The sequence below is a fragment of the Idiomarina abyssalis genome (genome assembly GCF_019797805.1).
Lineage (GTDB): Bacteria > Pseudomonadota > Gammaproteobacteria > Enterobacterales > Alteromonadaceae > Idiomarina > Idiomarina abyssalis.
Genome location: NZ_CP081832.1, coordinates 1,997,860 through 2,018,145, shown reverse-complemented (window position 1 = coordinate 2,018,145; position 20,286 = coordinate 1,997,860). Strand labels below are relative to the sequence as shown.

Sequence of the window (20,286 nt, the reverse complement as noted above, 5' to 3'; positions counted from 1 at the left end):
GCTTAGGCGTTATCTGACTTCACTTTATGAATGAGCTCGCGCATAACGTTATTGTTGTAAGCATGGACAATTTGTTGCGACTTAAACAATTGCGGTAGCTCTACAATGACAATACCGACAAGAATAATAACCCCGACTATAGGCAAGAAAGGTAAGAAAACCAGGCCAACCAGCATGACACAAAGGTTGATTACACCACGCTGCGTGTTGCCTAAATAAAAGTGATGTAAACCGGCCATAATGAACCAGTTCAGTACCGCGTAAGTGTCTGGGTCTTTAACTTTCTGACCTTCAAGGCGGTGATATTCTTTTCGCTGCTCAGGCGTTAGCTCGCGTATTTGGTTACGCAGGGCTTCTTCTTCATCTCGCAACTGCTCAGAAGACATTTCGTAAGACATAAGGGCTACCTTATTTAAGGAACTGGGTCGTGTTTTTTGTGTACGCAGTCAGGGTCGTTACAACGCTTAATACGCGCTACACCAAGCTTTATACCTCGCCAGGTACCGTATTGGCTAATGGCCTGGTAAATATAGTGCGAACAGGACGGCTCAAAATTACAGTCGGTATTAAAGAAGTGACGCGAACCGCCACGACGCTGATACCAACGAATTGAAGCTAAAATGAGCCGCTTTACCATGGTCGGTTTTATCGACCCAGAGTTAAAATTGCCGCTTCACGTGTCCAGAACAGCCAAAAGCGTTTTTGCTCAAGTACCTGAAACACCATTTGCCAGCCGTCGGCAGCTTCCTGGTTCAAAGTAGATTCAATTTTCTTTAACGGCAGGCCACTTGAGCCCAGAAGCAGAGTACCACAGCCACCTTCCGCAATATGAATGACTTTGTATTCCGTAAACTTAGGCATGCTTTTTCCTTATTGTTATTTTGATTATTCTGACCATACTGCGTATTCGTTGCCGCTAGGGCAAGTAAATTGAAAGCGTCGACCACCGGGAAAATCAAATATAGGCTTAATGATTTTACCGCCTGCGTCTTCAACGCTTTTTAAACTTTGTTCAAGGTCTTTGCTATACAAAACCACCAACGCGCTGCCGGTAGATGTCTGAGCAACCAAATCAGATTGGTAAAACCCACCATCGAGCCCCGCATTTTGAATAGCAGAGTATTCCGGACCATAGTCGACAAACTCCCAGCCAAAGGCCTGCTGAAAAAAGCGCTTGGTTGCGTCAAGACTCCGCGCCGGTAGTTCAATGTAATTAATTTTGGTTGAGTTCATTGTGTGCCTCGCCTAGGGCTTTTAGAAAAACGATTTTGTCTTTCGTAAGCGTATCAGAGTTTTCGTAACCTACCATCAATCCAAATGTTTATTCACCTTCTACGGTTTCCCTAACTCGTAAAAAGCTGGTAAAGCGTGGCACGCCATTATTGGTGTAACCATGGTACTTGTAGGTAATGATACTGCCGACAGGTGGCGGGGTAGCGTGTTCTGCGTCTGTAAACTTTGGCTTTATGGTGTGGAGGCTACCAGTAGAGGGAGTTAGCGACAGAAAATGAGGTGCCTAACCGTTTTTGGACTCAATCGCCAGGCACCTCAAGTTGAAAGACTTTGCCTAATAAGTCTGTTTACTAGGAGCCTTCTGCTTTCGGTTTAAGGTTTTCATGCACTTCGCTAGCATCGAAGCTTGACTCTGAGTCCGGTTGCTCACCTTTACCGAACTTAATGCTCATTATGGCTTCGACTTCGCTGTCGCGGTTACCCCCTACAAAGACACCCGTTTCATAGGACGTCGATGGCCTGGTAGTGGTGCGGCACGACAATATGCCACATTCGCGAACTTGCTCATAACGACGAGTAAAACCTGCTTGAGAAGTGCTTTGCGTCTGCTCTCTGTCGACCAGGGTTTCACGGCTGGAAACCGTAAACCAGTCGTAGTCATTTTGTAAGGTCAATTCAGCTGCGCGAAGCATAGCAAAGTCCATTGCTTTTTCAGTATCGGAACCTTTCGCCTTAAAGTGAACCCGATATTGGGTGTCGCTTAGCTGGCTTTCCTTATAGCCGAAACCGTTATCTTCTGCCTGACGGTACTCAGGCGAACTTGAGCATGCAACCAATGCTATTGATGAAAGTAAAGCAAGTGCCCAATATTTCATAATATTGCCTCCTCATTGAGTGAGTTAGGTCAAAAACCTATTTATAGACTAGGTAAATTTTAGATAAATAGATTGGTATTTTCGAAATTTTTACGGCGGTTTGCGTTGTTAAGGCTAACCAGTATTTACACGGGTAGACGAATTACGATGAAATGATTTATGTGCCGCTTTGTTTGGTCTCAGCCTAATAAGTGAGTCAATTACAATTTAGATCTGCTTGGCTGTTTACAAATAAAACGTTCAGCTAGAGTATCAAATATGCAGTTCATTCGGTTTGTTTCTTCTTCGTTTGGCATGGATTGCGGTAACCCGAAAGAAAACTGAAGTAGGAGTTTGCCGATAGAAGATGGAGAGTTTTCTACGAGAATAAACTTTGACTCGTAGAAATCGAACAGCATACTTGCGTATGGAACACCGGTTTTTGACTCTAATAATAGCTTGTGTAGTTTATGGCCTGCGGTGTCGTGCATAATGAAAGGTGTAACGGATAGTCTCAATTCATCGACAAACGTTTCCCCTTCATATCTAAAGCCGAATCTATCGAAAAGCAACTCTAGTAAACTATCACTGTCTTTTCCCAAGCTACTGATCGTTATGTTACTAACGCTCGTTATGCCGTCACCATTAGAGGAAACCGGCTTATCAAACTCGATTTTAAGACCAATAGGATTTGAATAGCTCTCATCAGAGATATAAATATGATTATTTTTAATACCAAACGGAATTGAGATTGACTGAACACCAGCGTTGTAACTTTGTGTGTTCTCTTCCCAGCTCAATTTTTGCCCTGCTACTGAAGCAGAAGTAAAAATTATTAATGTGCAGATTATAACTTTTAGTTTTTGAAGCACTTCGACCCCTAAGGTAGATATACTGAAAGTCAGTAAATACTAATTCAAAAGTAAAAATGGAGGAAGCTGTTCACTAGCTCCAAGTCAACTTTTTTCATGAAATGAGAAGTCAAAAACAGGAAATACTCGTATTAATAAGTAAGCAATTCATAACCTCGGTGGTGGTATTCATGCAGAACGCTCAACTCATTATTTTTTACGATGGCGGATGCCCATTGTGCGTGAAAGAAATGCGGCATCTAAAACGGTTGGATAAAGAAGGGCGGATTCAATTCGAAAACGTGAATGAACCAGACTTTAGTCAGCGCTACCCTCAAGTTGACGTTGCTAAGGCCAACCAGTATTTACATGGGCAGACCAGCTCCGGTGACATGATCTACGGTCTGGATGTCACCCATGAGGCCTGGTCGTTAGTCGGTAAAGGCTGGATGATTGCCCCTCTGCGCTGGCCTGTTATTCGGTGGTTTGCTGACAAAACTTATTTATTTTTTGCACGTAACCGCAACCGCATTTCAAAGCTATTAACCGGTAAAGAGCGCTGCGCGCAGTGTTCTATTGATTGAGCTTTCTAATTTTTGGGAGGTTTTTAACGCGACTTGTATTGGGTAGGGCGATAGCCGCGGGATACTCCAGCCGGACGTAGCTTGCGGTGTTTGGTGGAACGACCTGTAACGCGTTGGCGCCAGAGCCGAAAGCTGCCAGGCTTTAGCTGCAATCGCATAAACTTCACAACCTGCTTTTCCTGCAGGCCAAATTGTTCTTCAATAGCCTCAAACGGCGTGCGGTCTTCCCATGCCATTTCAATAATTCGAGATTTCTCAGGTTCGGTCAGGTTCATAGGTGACTATGTAAAAGGTTTTATCAAATTACGTTGGCCAATCTTAATCGGATCGTTTTTTTGTGGTATCGATAAAGCGCTAAAACTATTTAGCATCGTTGAATGAACCCTTTGTCTGGCGCACTCGTATAACTAATGACATATTTAAACGCGAGTTGGGTCTATTTGATAATCCAATTCGTACCACATAGAACCTGTGCGGGTGACCCCCAGCAGTTTAACTTCAGACCAGGGGAACCTTTGGCTATAAAAAAACGAAGTTCACTGATAGCGATAATCCTCTATGTTGTGGGGTTAATTCCTTTATTAATGGTCGCGGCCTGGATCGGAGCTTTAGTGGAGGAACGAATTAAGCAATCCGCTAAAGATGAAGCACTAACAGAGCTTCTGCTTGCTAAGTCCTCTTTAGAGGCGTCTCTTTTCAGGGATGTTTTTTTATCCGATAGTCTGGCAACCGTATTCAGTATCGACCCTGAAGATGCGTCTAAGAATTTTCAAAACATTGGTTCTCGTCTGATTGAGAGATCGCAAAATGTTCGTAACGTTGGTATAGCACCAAATGATGTGGTCGAGAAAATTCTACCTCTAAAAGGAAATGAAAGGGCTGTTGGTTTAGATTTTAGAACCGTACCCTCTCAATATAAAACGGTGAAAGCTGCTCGTGACTTAAAAGATGTCTTTCTTGCAGGGCCTTTAGAACTGGTTCAGGGGGGGCGAGCTGTTATAGCCCGGCTTCCTATTTTTTATGATTACCCACGTAGTGAGAATTACTGGGGCTCAATAAGTGTGGTTATTGATTACGACAGACTGATGAACTCGGCAGGGCTTTTAGATATTGAGAATGCCAAAGTCGCTTTACGCGGAGTTAATGGACTTGGGGAAAAAGGGGAAGTATTTGAAGGGGACAAACTAACTTTTGAGCAGTCGGATTACCAAGGAACCTTAATAGTCCCTAATGGTGAATGGGCGGTAGCTGCGAAATTTGATGCGACAATCACTCAAACACAATCTCTTCTAATCGATATTGGACGGCTGAGTCTCTTATTTTTGTATACGTTGATTTTCTTTGGAACCTTTATGCTTTGGCGTTCTTACCAAATAGAGCGCAGCATGGCGAATCGAGATGCTTTAACTCAGCTTTTTAATCGACGGTTTTCACTCAGTTATCTCGAAAACTTAATGAGTAAGAGAAAGCCCAAAAAACATTTTTATGTGTTGGTTATTGATCTCAACCGGTTTAAGGAAGTGAATGACAAATATGGTCATGATGTGGGTGATAGCATGTTACAACTCGTCGCTAATGGTCTTGAGAAGTCGGTCCGAGCTTCGGATATCGTGGCCCGAATGGGAGGTGACGAGTTTTTAGTAGTTGTGAATAGAGTTGAGACCGAAGAAGCCATTACATCTATCATTGAAAATATAAAAAAGAACGTTGAAAGTGAGAGCGTCGAAGTGTCAGGAAGCATATTGAAACCATCGTTGAGTATTGGGTTCGCGAGTAACGCAGAGGGCGCGGGCACACCTAAAGATCTTTTGAAGCTTGCTGACCAGAGAATGTACGAGGATAAGAGTAAGGGCTAAGTGTATGCCTTTATTTTACTGTTTTTTCTTCTACACTTAATGATGAAAAGGAAAGAAAACGCACTGACATTTTTAATGATTAAGGAGGCTTTATGACAGGGCCAATGAATCCGAAAGTTAAAAAACACGAGCAGGATCTGACCGAAGAAGAAAAGCGCAAGCTGCAGTCGCAGCAGGATAAAGAGAACCAGAGCCGCGAAGATCACCGTCGGCCGGGTTCAACGCATGACACTCATTCGCAAAAAGATAAGCAGATTGCCCCTGAGCAACGTGGCAAGGACTCCCAATAGGAGTAGGAGGCTGTTATGCCTGACGTTTGGCGTGATAAAGACGAGCGAATGTATCAGCATATCAAGCAGTCGCAGCTAGATGACGGTAAGAGTGAAGACGAGGCTGAGGAAATTGCCAGTCGTACCGTGAACAAGCAGCGGCGCGAGGAAGGGGTTACTGATAACACCACCACTCAGGGTACCGGTAACCCCAATACCCGGCTGGAAGAGCGCACCAAAGATGAGCTTTATAACCGGGCGCAGCAGCTTGGTATTGATAACCGCAGCGAAATGAGTAAAGACGAATTGATTGAGGCGATAAGGCAAAAGCAGTAATGGATTAAAGCTGACGACTGACTGCTTTGATGGTTTAATATGGCCATTAGTAGCAAGGAAAAGTTGTCAAATTGTCATGGCAGACACGCAGTACATAACCAAAAATCGTCTTTCGCAAGAAGTGAATAAAGCCCGCGTATGGGTCGCTATTATTGGCGCGCCTATTGCGGGTTTTTTAATGTATAAATTACCAAATCTTTGGTGGATTGTTGGGCTAGCCTACTTATTCAGTGTTATTGGAGCAGCATCTACTAAACGCTCAGGTGCCCGGGGTGAATTAAAAACGCTTAGGCTTTTAGATAAACTCCCCGATAGCTATGTCCTGTTTAACCAGGTTGATGTCCCTAACTCGCGAGCAAAACGCGGGTTTACTGAGCTGGATTTAATTGTTGTGGGCCCTAACGGTGTGTTTGTAGTAGAAGTGAAAAACAACAATTCCAAAGTAACAGGAGATGAGCAGTCGGCTAACTGGATAGCCCATAAAGTGGGGCGTAAAGGTGGCCGTTATACAGCCAAAGTTCGCAATCCAATAAAACAGTTAAAAAAACAGATTCATGTTTTAGCTGAGCACCTGAAGAAAAACCGCGCATCAACCTGGATAGACGGCGTTGTGTTTTTCTCGCACCGCAGTGCACGGGTTAAACTGTCTTCACCACCCAGCGTGCCTGTTCTTGAACGTAAAGGACTGGTTGAATATATATTGAATTATCAGCCCAAGCGGGCACCCTCAAATGTAGAGAAAGTCGTGCAGCAGCTAGTAGAACTTAAGCAAATGACGGTTTAGTAATACTAACCAATGATTCTTCATACCTTTGCCACAACCTGTTAACAAAACCGTAACAAAGTTCTTTTAATGTGTCCCGGTGTGTGGTACTTATGAGTTGTGGTTTTTTTGTTAACGAACAGATTAACTGCAGCGCTAATACCATAATTAAAAAAGTTGTATCAAAAAAGCAGAGGGTCATACCATGGATAATTCCGAAGAACTGCAAAAGGTAAATGACAAGTCTGGAAAGGGTCGCGCCGCAAAACGTAAATGGCGTGAAATAGAACAACTAAAAGAGAAGTACCGGTTGCGGGAAGAACTCTCTGAAATGGATTACTCGCTAGAGCTCGATTTGGAAGAAATCGAATTATAAAAAAGAACGCCGTCTGGGTTAGCTCAGACGGCGTTTTGCTTTTTAGCGACTGAAAAACAGCTTAGCGAATTTGTGCCAGCATTTGTTTTAATGCTTTTGGTGCACCGGCTGCTATGTTGCCTGACTGAATGTAGTTGTGACCACCTTGAAAGTCACTGACTATGCCACCTGCTTCGCGAATTAATAATTCGCCGGCCAGCATGTCCCAGGGTTTTAAACCCATTTCCCAAAATGCATCATGACGTGCAGCAGCTACGTAAGCTAAATCTAAAGCGGCTGCGCCTGCGCGACGTACGTCAGCACAGTGTTCAAACAGTTTGCTGAACATATCCAGGTATTCTGGTAAGCGGTTTTTCATTTTGAATGGGAACCCGGTAGCAATAATTGCGCCTTTTAATTCCACTTTCGGTGAAATACGTAAACGACGGCCATTCAGCTGAGCGCCTGCCCCGCGAGATGCGGTGAAGAGTTCTTCGCGCATAGGGTCATACACAACGGCCTGCTGAACAGAGCCTTTGTGAAGCAAAGCAATAGAAATACAAAAGTGGGGAATACCGCGCATGTAATTGGTGGTGCCGTCTAGCGGATCGATAACCCACTGGAAGTCATTTTCTTTACCAGCCTGGGTACCGCTTTCTTCTGCAATGATGCCATGGTCCGGGTAGGACTTTTTGATAGTGTTGATAATAGCCTGCTCTGCGGCTTTATCCATTTCAGTAACCCAGTCATTTAAGCCTTTTGATTCGGCTTCAACAGGGCTGCCCTGATCGAAATTTTTAACTAAAATTTTGCCGGCCGCACGCGCTGCGCGCACCGCAATATTTAACATCGGATGCATACCAATTACCTGTGCTGTAAAAGAACAATTTTCGGTCGCGGATCATACCAGTGTTACGGTATCATGCCAAACTTTTCCATAAGTCGAGAAAAATCCAAGGGAAACGCCATGCTTGATAACATTCGTATTGTTCTGGTGAACACTTCTCACACCGGGAACATAGGCTCTGTTGCCCGTGCCATGAAAACCATGGGACTGTCTAAATTAACGTTAGTAGACCCTGTGCAGGAGCCGGACAGTCACGCATCCGCTTTGGCGGCTGGTGCAACTGATATTTTGGCATCGGCGACTATTGTGGACACCTTGCAAGAAGCGATTGCAGATTGCGGTCTGGTTATTGCGACCAGTGCTCGTAACCGTACGCTGGACTGGCCGCTTTTAGGGCCTCGCGAGTGTGCTGGAAAAGTGCTGGAAGAAGTAGGACAGCACGAGGTAGCTTTAGTATTTGGTCGTGAAAACAGTGGCCTAACCAATGAAGAGCTGCAGCAAAGTCAGTTCCACCTGCATATACCAACAAACCCGGATTACAGTTCTCTGAACCTGGCTATGGCGGTACAAACCGTGTGCTATGAACTGCGCATGCAGTGGCTGGAATCACAACAACGCAGCTCTGGAGAATTACCGGAGTATCCAAGAGCCGAAGATTTAGAACGGTTTTACGAGCACCTTGAGAAGACGTTGAGCCAAACGGGTTTCATTGTGCGTCAGCACCCGGGGCAGGTAATGACGAAATTACGCCGCTTATTCACCCGTGCCCGGCCGGAAGAGAACGAAATTAATATTTTGCGGGGTATTTTAGCCTCGGTGGATAAATCGACAGGCAATACTTGACTAAAATAGTCAGGAATGTAAAATTTCATAACATATTATGCTGATTTAAACACCAGAGGAAACCACCATGCGCCTGACGTCAAAAGGTCGATACGCAGTTACAGCTATGCTGGACGTTGCGCTTTTTACGGCAAATGGTCCTGTGCCGTTAGCGGACATTTCTGAGCGTCAGGGAATATCTCTGTCGTATTTAGAGCAACTGTTTGCGCGTTTGCGTAAGCACGGACTGGTGGACAGTGTGCGTGGTCCGGGCGGTGGTTATCGTCTGGGTTGCCCGGCAACCGATATTTCTGTTGGTGCGGTCATTCATGCAGTTGATGAATCTATCGATGCGACTCGTTGTCAGGGTAAAGCTAACTGCCAGGGCGGTGAGCGTTGTCTGACTCATTCGTTGTGGGAAGGCTTAAGCGACCGTATAGCCGACTTCCTGGACGGCATTACCTTGGCTGAACTGATGAAAAAGCGTGATGTTGGTGATGTTCTGAGTCGGCAAAATTCACTTCATAATAAAAGTGAAGAAGAGATTAAGTTAAACTCACATCTTTAATATTGTCTTTAGTTTGTCAGGAGCAACGAAGTGCCCAAGCTACCCCTTTATTTTGATTATGCTGCAACCACCCCTGTAGATCCTGTTGTAGCAGAGAAGATGATGGGCTGTTTAACTCAGGATGGTCTCTTCGGAAACCCTGCGTCACGTTCACATAAATACGGCTGGCAGGCTGAGGAAGCCGTTGATGTTGCCCGGCATCAGGTTGCTGATTTGCTCAATGCCGACGCGCGCGAAATTGTGTTTACCTCCGGCGCGACCGAGTCGGATAACCTGGCAATAAAAGGTGCGGCTCAGTATTACTCGGCTAAAGGCAAGCATATCATTACGCTGAAAACTGAACACAAGGCAGTATTAGATACTTGCGCTCAGTTAGAAAAAGAAGGTTTTGAAGTTACTTACCTGGACGTTGGCAGCGACGGACTGCTGGATATGGATCTGTTCCGCTCAGCTCTGCGTGAAGATACAGTCCTGGTAAGCGTTATGCTGGTTAATAACGAAGTTGGCGTTATTCAGGACATTGCTGCTATTGGGCAACTTTGTCGTGAAAACGGCACCTTATTCCACGTTGATGCTGCCCAGGCTTCCGGCAAAGTTTCTATGGATATGGCTGAGTTGCCGGTCGACTTAATGTCTCTTTCTGCTCACAAAATGTATGGTCCTAAAGGTATTGGGGCGCTCTATGTGCGTCGTACGCCCAGAGTTCGGTTACTTGCGCAAATGCATGGCGGCGGTCACGAACGGGGTATGCGTTCAGGTACCTTACCAACACACCAGATTGTCGGCATGGGTGTTGCGGCTGAAATTGCGCGTAATGAGTTGGAGCTGGAGCCTGTGCGGGTTAAAAACCTGCAGCGGCGGTTATGGAAGGGTGTTAGTCAGTTAGAAGGTGTAACCCTGAATGGCTCTGACCAGCAACGGGTTCCGCATATTACCAATATCAGCTTTGCCGGAGTTGATGGTGAACTGCTGCTAATGGCGTTAAAAGATCTTGCGCTTTCGTCGGGCTCGGCCTGCACGTCGGCCAGCGTTGAACCTTCGTATGTGCTGAGAGCATTAGGCGTTGAACATGAGCTGGCAATGAGCTCATTGCGCTTTAGTATTGGCCGTTACACGTCCGAAGACGATATCGACAGTGCAGTAGAGCTTATCCACCGCACTATCGGTACCTTGCGAGGGGCTGCTTAGTCTTTCAGCAGGCCGGCAAAGGTTTTGCGGAACTTAGCCAGCTTAGGTGAAATGACCGCCTGACAATACGGGTTTTCCGGGTTTCTGGCGTAGTAGTTTTCGTGGTAATCCTCCGCCGGATAAAAGGTCCCTAACTCGGTGACTTCCGTTACTATAGGCGCTGCAAATGCATCGTCAGCCTCTAGCTCAGCAATAATTTTCTCGGCTTCTCGTTTTTGCTCGTCATTATGATAGAAAATCGATGTGCGATATTGCGTGCCAACATCGTTACCCTGGCGATTCACCTGAGTCGGATCGTGCAGGGTGAAAAAGATTTCTAAGATTTGACGGTAAGAGATCTGCTCCGGATCGTACTGGAGTTGAGCGACTTCTGCGTGGCCCGTGTTTCCCGTGCAAACTTGTTCGTAAGTGGGGTTTGGCGTATGACCACCCGTGTAGCCGGATTTAACCGACTGAATGCCTTTTACCTGAAGGAAGGCAGACTCAACACACCAGAAGCAGCCGCCGCCCAGAGTAGCTTGTTGGTATTCATTGTTCGCCATGTCAGAACTCCTTATCGTCAAATAGACGTCTATATGGCTAATTTGTTTTAGCATCCTAGCTGAGAATAAGTGAAAAAACAATCACTGGGTATTCGATTTCTGCGCTGATCTCACGTATAATCCGCGCGACTAATTTATCCCTTTATTTTATTGGAGTTTATAACCATGGCTTTAGAGCGCACTCTATCAATTATCAAGCCTGATGCAGTTGCAAAAAACTTAATCGGCGCTATCTACAACCGTTTTGAATCTGCTGGCCTACGCATTGTCGGTGCTAAAATGATGCACTTAAGCAAAGAGCAGGCGGAAGGTTTCTACGCTGAACACAAAGAACGTCCTTTCTTTGGCGCTTTGGTTGAATTCATGACTTCAGGTCCTATCGTTGTTCAGGTTCTTGAAGGTGAAGACGCTGTGCGTAAAAACCGTGACATTATGGGTGCTACGAATCCTGCAGAAGCACTGGCAGGAACTATCCGTGCCGACTATGCTGAAACTATAGACGAAAATGCGGTACACGGTTCAGATGCAACTGAATCTGCTGCGCGCGAAATCTCTTACTTCTTCAGCGACGAAGAAGTTTGCCAGCGCACTCGTTAAGACGTAAGAAAATATAGCCTGACGGGAACGTCAGGCTACATCAGAACACTGGAGCTTTATGACCAACGCAATAGATAAAAAAGTGAACTTACTCGACCTGAATCGTGAGGGAATTAAAGAATTCTTTCGTGAAATGGGTGAGAAACCGTTTCGTGCCGAACAGGTTATGAAATGGCTGTATCACTTTTGTGTCGATGACTTTGATGAGATGACGAATCTCAATAAAGCTTTGCGTGAAAAGCTCAAGCAAGTAGCCGAGATTCGCGCACCTGAACTTCGTGAACAACAGCAGTCGTCAGATGGCACCATTAAGTTCGCGATGACTTTGTTTGACGGTCAGGACGTGGAAACGGTATGGATACCCGAAGGTGACCGCGCTACTTTGTGCGTGTCTTCTCAGGTTGGTTGTGCATTAGAGTGCACTTTCTGTTCCACAGGGGCTCAGGGCTTTAACCGTAACCTCAGTGTGGCAGAAATTATCGGTCAGGTGTGGCGGGTGAACCAGCTGTTAGGGGCTTATGGAAAAACCGGAATTAAACCCGTAACGAACGTTGTCATGATGGGCATGGGTGAACCACTGCTTAACTTAAACAATGTTGTTCCGGCAATGGAGTTAATGTTAGATGATCTGGGCTTTGGTTTATCAAAGCGTCGTGTCACTTTAAGTACTTCCGGTGTTGTTCCCGCATTGGAAAAGTTACGTGAACGCATTGATGTCATGCTGGCAATTTCGCTGCATGCACCAGACGATGAACTCCGTAACGAAATTGTACCTGTTAATAAGAAGTACAATATTGAAGAATTTCTGGCATCGAGCCGTCGTTATGTTGAGCAGTCAAAAGCTCAGCGTAAAGTAACGGTAGAGTATGTCATGCTGGACCATGTGAATGATTCAACTGATCAAGCGCATGCGCTGGCGAAAACATTAAAAGATACCCCAAGTAAAATTAATCTTATTCCTTTTAACCCGTTCCCGGGCTCGGACTACGGCCGTTCCAGCAACTCGCGTATTGACCGTTTTGCTAAGGTACTGATGGAGTATGGGTTTACTGTAATGGTAAGAAAAACCCGGGGTGACGATATTGACGCAGCTTGCGGACAATTGGTCGGCGATGTCATTGATCGTACAAAACGCATACTGAAGCGTCAGCAGAAACAGCGTGGTGGAGAAGCAATAGTTGTAAAGACCGCGTAAATTAACAGAATCGCAGGCACAAGGAGTGTGATAATGCGAGCCGCTTTATTATTGATAGCCGTAGTGCTATATGGTTGTACCGCTAACCCTGAACAGTCGGTTTCTGAGGGTAAAGATGTACGGTTGCAGCTGGGACTTGCTTACTTAGCGCAAGGGAAGTTAAAACTTGCGCATCCACATTTGCAAACCGCATTAAAGAATAACCCTCAGTCTCTGGATGCCAACCTTGCCTTAGGGCAATGGTATTTATCGACAAATGACGTTGATTCAGCTTTGTCACTTTACCAACAGGCATTATCATGGCAACCTATGAGCGGTGCATTGTACAATAACTATGCGGTTGCACTGTGTGTGGCTGGTGACTGGAAAACAGCACTGACGTATTTTGATAAAGTGAGGTTGGATAGTAAGTATTCACATCACGACCGGGCCAGGAAAAACAGAGCCGAATGCTTGGCACGAGGAAGTCACGACGCAGCTCAACCATAACAGGGAAACCCCTTACAATCATGACTGCTGAAAACGAACCAACACAAGATAACGAAAAAACAGAACCTGAAGCGGTAAAAGAAACAGAACAAATGCCGAGCAAGGGTCCTGGACAAATACTAAAAGAAGCTCGTGAAGCAAAAGGCCTAAGCCAACGCGAGGTTGCAGACCAACTGCGTTTGAGAAAGCAGATCATTGAGTTGCTGGAAGTCGATGACTACTCAACTTTTTCGACGCCTACTTTTATTAAAGGTTATTTAAGAGCTTACGCCAAGTTACTGGATCTGGACGACACTGAGTTATTTCAGGCCTACAAAGCAAAAGGCTTTCAAGAAGTTCAAAGTAGCCAGATGCAGAGCTTTTCACGACGTAAGAAGCATCAGGAAAACGATAACCGCTTAATGCTGATTACATACGTGGTCATTATTGTTGTTATTGCCTTAGTTATTTGGTGGTGGCAGGAGCCTGACCTTGGTTTTAATGAAAAAGCTAACGGCACTCAGGAAAGTTCAGAAGTTGCTCCGACGGATGCGGATGGTGAAGCCGACAGTGTTGGCGGTATTGAAATTTCGAATCAGCCGACCGAGCCACAAATCCGGCCTGACGAAGAAGACGCTGTATTAGAGTCAGATGTTGAAGCCGAAGACACTAACGTTGCTGTTGAATCTGTTCAGGAACCGACTGCAGAAGGCGAAGAACTGAATAGCGAGTCGACGGGCGACACCTTAGCAGGTGCTGAGCCGGTTACCGAAGAGACTGATAATGATTCGTCTCTTGAGAGTGCTGAAGAAGCTACCCCGGAAGCTCAGTCAGCAGAAGCTGATGCTGAACCTGTGGAAGCCGCTCAGGTGGCGGCAGAGCAATCTGAGCAGCCTGAAGCGAGCTCACCCAGTTTGGTTTTAGACTTTAATGAAGAATGCTGGGTGAAAATTGATGACGCCACCGGTGAAACTCAGGCCGTTGGTGTTAAAGCAGCGGGCTATCGCATGCCGGTACCGGGCGAGGCTCCATTTTCGGTTACACTATGTAAACCCGAAGCAGTTAACGTAAGTTTTAACGGTAATGCAGTTGATATGAGCCAGTTCCGTACGGGCCGTGTTGCGCGCTTTACCGTGCCGACAGAGTAGTAGAGGTCAATTTAAGGTTATGATGCACGAAAATCCAATTAAACGCCGTCCTTCACGCCGTTTGTATGTAGGTAATGTACCTATTGGCGATGGCGCACCGATTGCTGTGCAGTCTATGACAAATACTGAAACAACCGATGTTGATGCTACCGTTGCTCAAATTGATGCGTTGGCTCAGGCCGGAGCTGATATTGTTCGGGTTTCGGTACCGACAATGGAAGCGGCTGAAGCTTTCAAACAAATCAAATTACGCAGCTCTGTCCCTCTGGTTACTGACATTCACTTCGATTATCGCATAGCACTAAAAGTTGCTGAATACGGCGCTGACTGTTTACGCATTAACCCGGGCAACATTGGCCGTGAAGACAGAATCAAAGCCGTTGTTGATGCTGCGCGTGAGCGCAATATTCCAATTCGCATCGGTGTTAATGGCGGGTCGTTGGAAAAAGACTTACAGGAAAAGTATGGTGAGCCTACGGCTGAAGCCTTAGTTGAGTCTGCCATGCGGCATGTCGATATTCTCGACAAACTCGACTTTCACGACTTTAAAGTGAGCGTTAAAGCATCCGATGTGTTTTTAGCCGTTGACTCCTACCGTCTGCTTGCGAAGAAGATAGACCAGCCACTGCACTTAGGTATTACCGAAGCGGGTGGTAAACGCAGCGGCGCCGTTAAATCGTCAGTAGGCTTAGGTATGCTGCTCGCCGAAGGCATTGGTGACACGCTTCGGGTTTCGCTAGCGGCCGACCCAGTCGAAGAAATTAAAGTGGGATTCGACATTCTGAAGTCATTGCGCATTCGCGCACGTGGTATCAACTTTATTGCCTGCCCAAGTTGCTCGCGTCAGGAGTTTGATGTAATTAGCACGGTTAATGAGCTGGAACAGCGCCTGGAGGATATAACCACGCCTATGGACGTTTCGGTAATAGGCTGTGTTGTTAATGGTCCGGGCGAAGCCTTGATATCTCATGTTGGTCTTGCCGGCGCTAAAAATAAAAGTGGTTTGTATATTGGTGGTGCACGCCAGAAACAACGTTTAGATAACCATAATTTAGTGGATGAGCTGGAAGCGCAAATTCGCGAGCAAGTGAAGTTTATTGAAGCTAATAAAATTGACGTAAAAGAAATTAACGGTTGATTTTACCCGCATCGACAAAGTCCTTATAATACCCGCTTATTTTCTGTATCGATAACCAGACGAGAAGGTTCCGTGGCGAATACAATACAAGCAATTCGTGGCATGAATGATTTGTTGCCAGAGCAGAGTCCGGCCTGGCAGCAGGTTGAAGCAGTAATACGCCGTGTTGCTGCAAGCTACGGCTACAGCGAAATCCGTATGCCTGTGCTGGAAAGTACGCAACTTTTTAAACGTTCAATTGGCGAAGTAACGGATATTGTCGAAAAGGAAATGTACACTTTCGACGACCGTAACGGTGAAAGTGTCACTTTACGCCCTGAGGGAACGGCCAGCTGTGTTCGTGCAGGGAACCAACACGGTTTGCTGTATAACCAAATTCAGCGTTTGTGGTACATGGGACCCATGTTCCGTTACGAACGCCCGCAAAAAGGCCGTTACCGTCAATTTCACCAGTTTGGTATTGAAACCTTTGGTTTAGAAAGTGCTGATGCCGACGCTGAAGTCATCCTGCTTTCTGCCAGGCTATGGCGTGAGTTTGGTATTGCGGATCAGGTTGAACTGCAACTGAACTCTTTAGGGTCTAATGAAGCACGGACGAATTATCGGGATGCGTTGAAAAATTACTTATCTGACTACATTAGCGAGCTGGATGAAGACAGTAAACGCCGGCTGGAAAGCAACCCGCTGCGTATTCTGGATAGTAAAGATGAAAACACTCAAAAGATTCTTGAAGGTGCGCCAAGCCTGTCCGAATACTGGGACGCAGAATCGAAAGAACACTTCGAGCAATTAACGGCTCGCCTGGAAGCTGCTGGTATTTCCTATACCCTGAACGAACGTTTGGTGCGTGGTCTGGATTATTATAACCGTACCGTGTTTGAATGGGTAACCACAGCCTTAGGTGCTCAGGGTACTGTTTGTGCAGGCGGTCGTTATGATGGTCTGGTTGAACAGTTAGGCGGTAAAGCAACGCCTGCGGTTGGCTTCGCAATGGGTATGGAACGTCTTGTGCTGCTACTGCAGGAGCAAGAAAAGCTGACCCCAAGACGAGTCGTTGATGCTTACTTAATGCCGTTAGGCGAAGAAGCGGAACTAAACGCCCCGCGAATTGCCGAACAGCTGAGAAATGAGTTACCGGAACTGCGGCTGGTAAGCCACTGTGGCGGCGGTTCCATGAAAAAGCAAATGAAAAAAGCTGATAAGTCGGGTGCTGAAGTTGCTCTGATTATCGGTGCTGATGAAATCGCTCAGCAGCAAGTAACGGTAAAACCGTTGCGTACTGCTGAAGAACAACAAACTCTGGGCTGGCAGGCACTAATTGAGTATCTGCAACCAATGACGAGAGGGTAGTCAGGTGGATGAAGAACAACAAGTAGAACGTTTAAAAGAGTTCTGGAAAGAACACGGTAAAGGTATTGTTGCCGGTGTAGTCATTGGCTTTGGTTTGTTTTACGGTTGGCGTTACTACGATCAGCATACACTGGAAACGCAGGAGCGTGCGTCAGCTAACTATGAGCAATTAACCTCGGGGTTGTCCGAAGGTAGCGAGAACGCCGTACTCGAAGCTCAAAACTTTGTCAGCGAAAACCCAGGAAATGTGTACGCACAGCTTGTTGCGTTCCAATTGGCACAGCATGCAGCTGAACGCGCTGACCTGGCAACGGCAGTTACCGTTTTGCAATCCGTTGTAGATAACGCAGATGATGAAAACATGTCGGCTTTGGCGAGTATTCGTTTAGCTCGGGTGTTAATTGCTCAGGAACAACTGGACACGGCTTTAAGCTTGGTGCAAAAGCCTCTACCTGAAGCTTACGCTGGTTTTGCGGCGGAGTTGGAAGGTGACATACTTGCTGAGCAGGGCAATACCGAAGAAGCCCGAGCAGCTTATGAACGCGCATTGCAGGCAGGTGAGTCACTGACTCCGGCTTTGCAAATGAAACTCAACAGCTTGGCTAAGTCATAATGCAATTGATTAAACGCTTTATTAAAGGCAGCTTATTATTTTCTGCCACTCTTCTTGTTACCGGTTGTTCTATTTTTGGTGACGATGACGAAGAACCGAAATTTGCTGAGTTACAGCCCATTTCTTCGGAAGTACAGCCAAGAGTTTTATGGGATGCCTCTGTTGGTAGTGGCATAGGAGAGTATTTTTCCCGACTGAACCCTGTGGTTGAGTATGGCAAAGTTTTTGCCGCTGATCGTAATGGAATAGTCAGTGCTTTTGATAAATCCACAGGTGAGCGCTTATGGCGAATTGATTTACGTCAGAGTATTCAGTTTGACCAGGCAACCGATGAAGGTTGGTTTGGCGGTATTTTCTCAAGCCCATTCCCTGCGCGTATTTCAGGTGGTTTAGTGGCGAGCTACGACCGCGTTTTTCTGGGAACAGAAAATGGTGATGTCGTTGCACTAAATGCTGAAAGCGGTGACATTGTCTGGCACACAGAAGTCAATAACGAAGTCATGTCAGATCCTGCTGTCGGTGAAGGACGCGTTGTTGTGCATACTGGTGGCGGAAAAGTTATTAGCCTGGATGCGGAAACTGGCGAACAGCAATGGGAATATGAGTATCAGGCTCCAATGCTGACAGTTCGTGGCGCATCTGCGCCTGCTATTATTAGTGGCGGTATCGTTGTTGGAGACAGTAATGGTACAGGCATGATACTTATTGCCAATAATGGACAGCAGGCATGGACTCAAACCATTGGTAAGCCAAGCGGAAGCAATGAGCTCGAACGCCTGGCGGACGTTGATGCGAAGCCAGCTGTTCAGGGTACTACATTGTACATGATTGCTTTTAACGGTGAGCTGGTTGCGCTGGAATTAAGAGATGGCGAAGTACGCTGGAAGCGCGATTACAAAGCCTTTGAGAATATGTTGGTAACCAATGGTCGGATATTTTTAACTGATGTGAAAAGCCACGTTTATGCACTTGAGCAAAGCGGTGGTGTAGAACGTTGGGGTAATTCACAGCTGTTCGGACGTAAGTTAAGTGCGCCTGCATGGCATCGCGATTACGTTGTTGTCGGTGACTTTGAAGGTTACTTGCATTGGTTAGATAGCGACAGCGGCAATATTGTAGGCCGTTATGAAGTCGGTGGTGACGGTGTTTATGTAGCCCCGGTTGTTGATGACAACATTATGTATGTACAGACTCGGGACGGTGATATCATCGCGCTCGATATTCAATCAGGAAATTAATAAGAGATGTTACCTGTTGTCGCGCTGGTTGGGCGCCCAAATGTGGGGAAATCCACGCTTTTTAATCGTTTAACGCGGACACGCGACGCACTGGTAGCGGACTTTCCCGGGTTAACTCGGGACAGGAAATACGGTCAGGCAAATTACGACGGTTTTCAGTTTATTGTTATTGATACCGGTGGTATTCATGGCGATGAAGAGGGCATTGATGAAGAAATGGCAAAGCAGTCCCTGCTTGCTGTTGATGAAGCCGATGTTGTGCTCTTTATGGTCGATGCCCGAGACGGTGTGACCGTTGGCGATCAAGCTATTGCGGAACATTTGCGTAAGCAAAATAAGAAAGTTTATTTAGTCTGTAATAAAATTGACGGCATCGATGCGCACTCTGCGATGGGCGACTTTTATTCGCTGTCTTTGGGTGAACTCTATGGTATCGCTGCAGCTCATGGGCGAGGGGTTGAGCAGTTATTAGAAACCTGCTTTAGACCAATAGCGGAAGACTATCCCGATGTTATTGTGCCCAAGGACGTTGAGTCTGAAGAGCTTGAGCATGACGAAATCGATTACGAAAAGCTGCCGTTAAAGCTGGCTATTGTCGGCCGTCCTAATGTTGGTAAATCAACTTTAATTAACCGAATACTGGGTGAGGAACGGGTTGTTGTTTACGACATGCCGGGCACCACGCGTGATTCGGTTTATATCCCCATGCAACGCAACGAGCGTGAATATGTCCTGATAGATACGGCCGGAGTGCGTCGGCGAGGTCGTATTGGCGAGGCTATTGAGAAGTTCTCTGTGGTCAAGACATTGCAGGCGATTGAGGATGCAAACGTTGTCCTGATTGTTGTTGATGCGCGTGAGACTATCAGTGACCAGGACCTTAACCTTATTGGCTTTGCATTAAATGCCGGCCGCTCAATTGTTATTGCAGTGAACAAATGGGATGGTCTGCAAAACGACCACAAAGAAGAGATAAAGCGCGAGCTTGACCGCCGCTTAGGTTTTGTCGATTTTGCACGGTTACATTTTATCTCTGCTTTGCACGGTACTGGTGTAGGGCATTTGTTCGAGTCAGTGGAAGAAGCCTACAAAAGTGCAACTCAGCGAATTAGCACCTCTAAGCTGACTAAAATTATGGAAATGGCGCAGGAAGAACATCAGCCGCCATTGGTTAGCGGCCGCCGGGTGAAGTTAAAGTACGCGCATGCCGGGGGTTATAACCCACCACGTATTATTATTCATGGTAATCAGGTTAAAGATTTACCTGGCGCTTACCAGCGTTATCTCATTAATTACTTCCGTAAAGCGCTGGGCGTAATGGGAACGCCGATAAAAGTGGAATTCCGCGAGCCGGTTAACCCGTATGAAGGAAAGAAAAACCAACTGACGTTGTCGCAGCAGCGAAAACGCCGGCGTTTGATGAAGTTCCTGAAAAAGAAAAAGTAGTTTTAATAGAAAGAAGCCTGCAAAA

Annotated in this window: 28 protein-coding genes; 18 read left to right on the top strand and 10 right to left on the bottom strand. The window is 46.2% G+C overall.

What is annotated here, in order from left to right; all coding sequences use genetic code 11:
* Window positions 1-2: 2 nt before the first annotated feature.
* The 7 genes from K5X84_RS09790 to K5X84_RS09760 form a co-directional block, all read right to left on the bottom strand.
* On the bottom strand, window positions 3-398 hold the full coding sequence (locus tag K5X84_RS09790) for a TM2 domain-containing protein (protein ID WP_244994780.1): 396 nt from the start codon (window positions 396-398) through the stop codon (window positions 3-5).
* A 14-nt stretch (window positions 399-412) separates the two neighbouring features.
* Window positions 413-637 (bottom strand): membrane protein insertion efficiency factor YidD, encoded by a 225-nt coding sequence (yidD, locus tag K5X84_RS09785; RefSeq protein ID WP_222235717.1) that lies wholly within the window; start codon window positions 635-637, stop codon window positions 413-415.
* A gap of 8 nt (window positions 638-645) precedes the next feature.
* Complete coding sequence (locus tag K5X84_RS09780; RefSeq protein ID WP_222235716.1) at window positions 646-861, bottom strand: DUF4177 domain-containing protein; 216 nt, start codon at window positions 859-861, stop codon at window positions 646-648.
* Between the two features lie 24 nt (window positions 862-885).
* Window positions 886-1,233, bottom strand: coding sequence for a VOC family protein (locus tag K5X84_RS09775; RefSeq protein WP_222235715.1), 348 nt, complete (start codon window positions 1,231-1,233; stop codon window positions 886-888).
* A gap of 88 nt (window positions 1,234-1,321) precedes the next feature.
* Window positions 1,322-1,468, bottom strand: coding sequence for a hypothetical protein (locus K5X84_RS09770; protein WP_244994840.1), 147 nt, complete (start codon window positions 1,466-1,468; stop codon window positions 1,322-1,324).
* Between the two features lie 115 nt (window positions 1,469-1,583).
* Complete coding sequence (locus tag K5X84_RS09765) at window positions 1,584-2,108, bottom strand: CC0125/CC1285 family lipoprotein (protein ID WP_222235714.1); 525 nt, start codon at window positions 2,106-2,108, stop codon at window positions 1,584-1,586.
* A 200-nt stretch (window positions 2,109-2,308) separates the two neighbouring features.
* Entirely contained in the window at window positions 2,309-2,959 is a 651-nt protein-coding gene (locus K5X84_RS09760; protein WP_222235713.1) for a hypothetical protein, read from the bottom strand.
* Window positions 2,960-3,129: 170 nt separating this feature from the next.
* Between K5X84_RS09760 and K5X84_RS09755 the strand changes: the two genes are divergently transcribed.
* Window positions 3,130-3,522, top strand: coding sequence for a thiol-disulfide oxidoreductase DCC family protein (locus K5X84_RS09755; protein ID WP_222235712.1), 393 nt, complete (start codon window positions 3,130-3,132; stop codon window positions 3,520-3,522).
* A gap of 23 nt (window positions 3,523-3,545) precedes the next feature.
* On the opposite strand, the gene K5X84_RS09750 is transcribed toward K5X84_RS09755, so the two are convergent.
* Window positions 3,546-3,797 carry a TIGR03643 family protein gene (locus K5X84_RS09750; RefSeq protein WP_222235711.1) on the bottom strand — a complete coding sequence of 84 codons (252 nt, stop codon included), beginning with the start codon at window positions 3,795-3,797 and terminating at the stop codon, window positions 3,546-3,548.
* A gap of 240 nt (window positions 3,798-4,037) precedes the next feature.
* On the opposite strand from K5X84_RS09750, the gene K5X84_RS09745 reads away from it, so the two are divergent.
* From K5X84_RS09745 to K5X84_RS09725, 5 genes are all read left to right on the top strand, one after another.
* Window positions 4,038-5,378: a diguanylate cyclase gene (locus tag K5X84_RS09745; RefSeq protein WP_222235710.1), complete on the top strand. Its 1,341-nt coding sequence runs from the start codon at window positions 4,038-4,040 to the stop codon at window positions 5,376-5,378.
* A 92-nt stretch (window positions 5,379-5,470) separates the two neighbouring features.
* Complete coding sequence (locus K5X84_RS09740) at window positions 5,471-5,668, top strand: hypothetical protein (protein ID WP_054489355.1); 198 nt, start codon at window positions 5,471-5,473, stop codon at window positions 5,666-5,668.
* Between the two features lie 15 nt (window positions 5,669-5,683).
* Complete coding sequence (locus K5X84_RS09735) at window positions 5,684-5,983, top strand: Rho termination factor N-terminal domain-containing protein (RefSeq protein ID WP_222235709.1); 300 nt, start codon at window positions 5,684-5,686, stop codon at window positions 5,981-5,983.
* A 76-nt stretch (window positions 5,984-6,059) separates the two neighbouring features.
* On the top strand, window positions 6,060-6,767 hold the full coding sequence (locus tag K5X84_RS09730; protein WP_222235708.1) for a nuclease-related domain-containing protein: 708 nt from the start codon (window positions 6,060-6,062) through the stop codon (window positions 6,765-6,767).
* A 184-nt stretch (window positions 6,768-6,951) separates the two neighbouring features.
* Window positions 6,952-7,122 (top strand): DUF3545 family protein, encoded by a 171-nt coding sequence (locus K5X84_RS09725; protein ID WP_074930865.1) that lies wholly within the window; start codon window positions 6,952-6,954, stop codon window positions 7,120-7,122.
* 61 nt (window positions 7,123-7,183) lie between these two features.
* Here K5X84_RS09725 and suhB read toward each other — a convergent pair whose 3' ends face one another.
* A complete protein-coding gene (gene suhB / locus K5X84_RS09720) occupies window positions 7,184-7,960 on the bottom strand; it encodes an inositol-1-monophosphatase (RefSeq protein ID WP_054489349.1) in 777 nt (258 codons plus the stop codon).
* A gap of 108 nt (window positions 7,961-8,068) precedes the next feature.
* On the opposite strand from suhB, the gene trmJ reads away from it, so the two are divergent.
* The 3 genes from trmJ (at window position 8,069) to K5X84_RS09705 (ending at window position 10,526) form a co-directional block, all read left to right on the top strand.
* Complete coding sequence (gene trmJ, locus K5X84_RS09715; RefSeq protein WP_222235707.1) at window positions 8,069-8,791, top strand: tRNA (cytosine(32)/uridine(32)-2'-O)-methyltransferase TrmJ; 723 nt, start codon at window positions 8,069-8,071, stop codon at window positions 8,789-8,791.
* A 67-nt stretch (window positions 8,792-8,858) separates the two neighbouring features.
* Window positions 8,859-9,338 (top strand): Fe-S cluster assembly transcriptional regulator IscR, encoded by a 480-nt coding sequence (gene iscR / locus K5X84_RS09710; protein ID WP_054489344.1) that lies wholly within the window; start codon window positions 8,859-8,861, stop codon window positions 9,336-9,338.
* Window positions 9,339-9,368: 30 nt separating this feature from the next.
* The gene (locus K5X84_RS09705) at window positions 9,369-10,526 is read left to right on the top strand and encodes an IscS subfamily cysteine desulfurase (protein ID WP_222235706.1); all 1,158 of its coding nucleotides are present in this window, start codon (window positions 9,369-9,371) and stop codon (window positions 10,524-10,526) included.
* Here K5X84_RS09705 and msrA read toward each other — a convergent pair.
* Window positions 10,523-11,068, bottom strand: a complete 546-nt coding sequence (gene msrA, locus K5X84_RS09700) for a peptide-methionine (S)-S-oxide reductase MsrA (protein WP_054489340.1) — start codon at window positions 11,066-11,068, stop codon at window positions 10,523-10,525. The genes K5X84_RS09705 and msrA overlap by 4 nt on opposite strands.
* 165 nt (window positions 11,069-11,233) lie before the next feature.
* Between msrA and ndk the strand changes: the two genes are divergently transcribed.
* The 9 genes from ndk (at window position 11,234) to der (ending at window position 20,261) form a co-directional block, all read left to right on the top strand.
* Window positions 11,234-11,665, top strand: a complete 432-nt coding sequence (ndk, locus tag K5X84_RS09695; protein WP_011235266.1) for a nucleoside-diphosphate kinase — start codon at window positions 11,234-11,236, stop codon at window positions 11,663-11,665.
* A 58-nt stretch (window positions 11,666-11,723) separates the two neighbouring features.
* The gene (gene rlmN, locus K5X84_RS09690) at window positions 11,724-12,860 is read left to right on the top strand and encodes a dual-specificity RNA methyltransferase RlmN (protein ID WP_222235705.1); all 1,137 of its coding nucleotides are present in this window, start codon (window positions 11,724-11,726) and stop codon (window positions 12,858-12,860) included.
* A 33-nt stretch (window positions 12,861-12,893) separates the two neighbouring features.
* Window positions 12,894-13,349 (top strand): tetratricopeptide repeat protein, encoded by a 456-nt coding sequence (locus K5X84_RS09685; RefSeq protein WP_054489336.1) that lies wholly within the window; start codon window positions 12,894-12,896, stop codon window positions 13,347-13,349.
* Window positions 13,350-13,369: 20 nt separating this feature from the next.
* On the top strand, window positions 13,370-14,476 hold the full coding sequence (locus K5X84_RS09680) for a RodZ domain-containing protein (protein WP_222235704.1): 1,107 nt from the start codon (window positions 13,370-13,372) through the stop codon (window positions 14,474-14,476).
* Window positions 14,477-14,495: 19 nt separating this feature from the next.
* A complete protein-coding gene (gene ispG / locus K5X84_RS09675; protein ID WP_222235703.1) occupies window positions 14,496-15,614 on the top strand; it encodes a flavodoxin-dependent (E)-4-hydroxy-3-methylbut-2-enyl-diphosphate synthase in 1,119 nt (372 codons plus the stop codon).
* Window positions 15,615-15,686: 72 nt separating this feature from the next.
* Window positions 15,687-16,964 (top strand): histidine--tRNA ligase, encoded by a 1,278-nt coding sequence (hisS, locus tag K5X84_RS09670; RefSeq protein ID WP_222235702.1) that lies wholly within the window; start codon window positions 15,687-15,689, stop codon window positions 16,962-16,964.
* Window positions 16,965-16,968: 4 nt separating this feature from the next.
* Window positions 16,969-17,577: a YfgM family protein gene (locus K5X84_RS09665; RefSeq protein ID WP_222235701.1), complete on the top strand. Its 609-nt coding sequence runs from the start codon at window positions 16,969-16,971 to the stop codon at window positions 17,575-17,577.
* Complete coding sequence (gene bamB / locus K5X84_RS09660) at window positions 17,577-18,815, top strand: outer membrane protein assembly factor BamB (RefSeq protein WP_222235700.1); 1,239 nt, start codon at window positions 17,577-17,579, stop codon at window positions 18,813-18,815. Before K5X84_RS09665 ends, bamB begins: the two co-directional genes overlap by 1 nt.
* A 6-nt stretch (window positions 18,816-18,821) precedes the next feature.
* On the top strand, window positions 18,822-20,261 hold the full coding sequence (gene der, locus K5X84_RS09655; protein WP_199494909.1) for a ribosome biogenesis GTPase Der: 1,440 nt from the start codon (window positions 18,822-18,824) through the stop codon (window positions 20,259-20,261).
* Window positions 20,262-20,286 lie beyond the last annotated feature (25 nt).

Excerpts from the sequence above, each read along its gene's own strand:
- K5X84_RS09790 (WP_244994780.1), bottom strand. The coding sequence starts at position 398 with ATGTCTTACGAAATGTCTTCTGAGCAGTTGCGAGATGAAGAAGAAGCC.
- suhB (WP_054489349.1), bottom strand. The coding sequence starts at position 7,960 with ATGCATCCGATGTTAAATATTGCGGTGCGCGCAGCGCGTGCGGCCGGC.
- K5X84_RS09735 (WP_222235709.1), top strand. The coding sequence starts at position 5,684 with ATGCCTGACGTTTGGCGTGATAAAGACGAGCGAATGTATCAGCATATC.
- yidD (WP_222235717.1), bottom strand. The coding sequence starts at position 637 with ATGGTAAAGCGGCTCATTTTAGCTTCAATTCGTTGGTATCAGCGTCGT.
- bamB (WP_222235700.1), top strand. The coding sequence starts at position 17,577 with ATGCAATTGATTAAACGCTTTATTAAAGGCAGCTTATTATTTTCTGCC.
- K5X84_RS09780 (WP_222235716.1), bottom strand. The coding sequence starts at position 861 with ATGCCTAAGTTTACGGAATACAAAGTCATTCATATTGCGGAAGGTGGC.
- K5X84_RS09750 (WP_222235711.1), bottom strand. The coding sequence starts at position 3,797 with ATGAACCTGACCGAACCTGAGAAATCTCGAATTATTGAAATGGCATGG.
- K5X84_RS09755 (WP_222235712.1), top strand. The coding sequence starts at position 3,130 with ATGCAGAACGCTCAACTCATTATTTTTTACGATGGCGGATGCCCATTG.
- ispG (WP_222235703.1), top strand. The coding sequence starts at position 14,496 with ATGATGCACGAAAATCCAATTAAACGCCGTCCTTCACGCCGTTTGTAT.
- rlmN (WP_222235705.1), top strand. The coding sequence starts at position 11,724 with ATGACCAACGCAATAGATAAAAAAGTGAACTTACTCGACCTGAATCGT.
- K5X84_RS09740 (WP_054489355.1), top strand. The coding sequence starts at position 5,471 with ATGACAGGGCCAATGAATCCGAAAGTTAAAAAACACGAGCAGGATCTG.
- K5X84_RS09765 (WP_222235714.1), bottom strand. The coding sequence starts at position 2,108 with ATGAAATATTGGGCACTTGCTTTACTTTCATCAATAGCATTGGTTGCA.
- K5X84_RS09730 (WP_222235708.1), top strand. The coding sequence starts at position 6,060 with ATGGCAGACACGCAGTACATAACCAAAAATCGTCTTTCGCAAGAAGTG.
- K5X84_RS09725 (WP_074930865.1), top strand. The coding sequence starts at position 6,952 with ATGGATAATTCCGAAGAACTGCAAAAGGTAAATGACAAGTCTGGAAAG.
- K5X84_RS09685 (WP_054489336.1), top strand. The coding sequence starts at position 12,894 with ATGCGAGCCGCTTTATTATTGATAGCCGTAGTGCTATATGGTTGTACC.
- ndk (WP_011235266.1), top strand. The coding sequence starts at position 11,234 with ATGGCTTTAGAGCGCACTCTATCAATTATCAAGCCTGATGCAGTTGCA.
- der (WP_199494909.1), top strand. The coding sequence starts at position 18,822 with ATGTTACCTGTTGTCGCGCTGGTTGGGCGCCCAAATGTGGGGAAATCC.
- iscR (WP_054489344.1), top strand. The coding sequence starts at position 8,859 with ATGCGCCTGACGTCAAAAGGTCGATACGCAGTTACAGCTATGCTGGAC.
- K5X84_RS09775 (WP_222235715.1), bottom strand. The coding sequence starts at position 1,233 with ATGAACTCAACCAAAATTAATTACATTGAACTACCGGCGCGGAGTCTT.
- trmJ (WP_222235707.1), top strand. The coding sequence starts at position 8,069 with ATGCTTGATAACATTCGTATTGTTCTGGTGAACACTTCTCACACCGGG.
- msrA (WP_054489340.1), bottom strand. The coding sequence starts at position 11,068 with ATGGCGAACAATGAATACCAACAAGCTACTCTGGGCGGCGGCTGCTTC.
- K5X84_RS09680 (WP_222235704.1), top strand. The coding sequence starts at position 13,370 with ATGACTGCTGAAAACGAACCAACACAAGATAACGAAAAAACAGAACCT.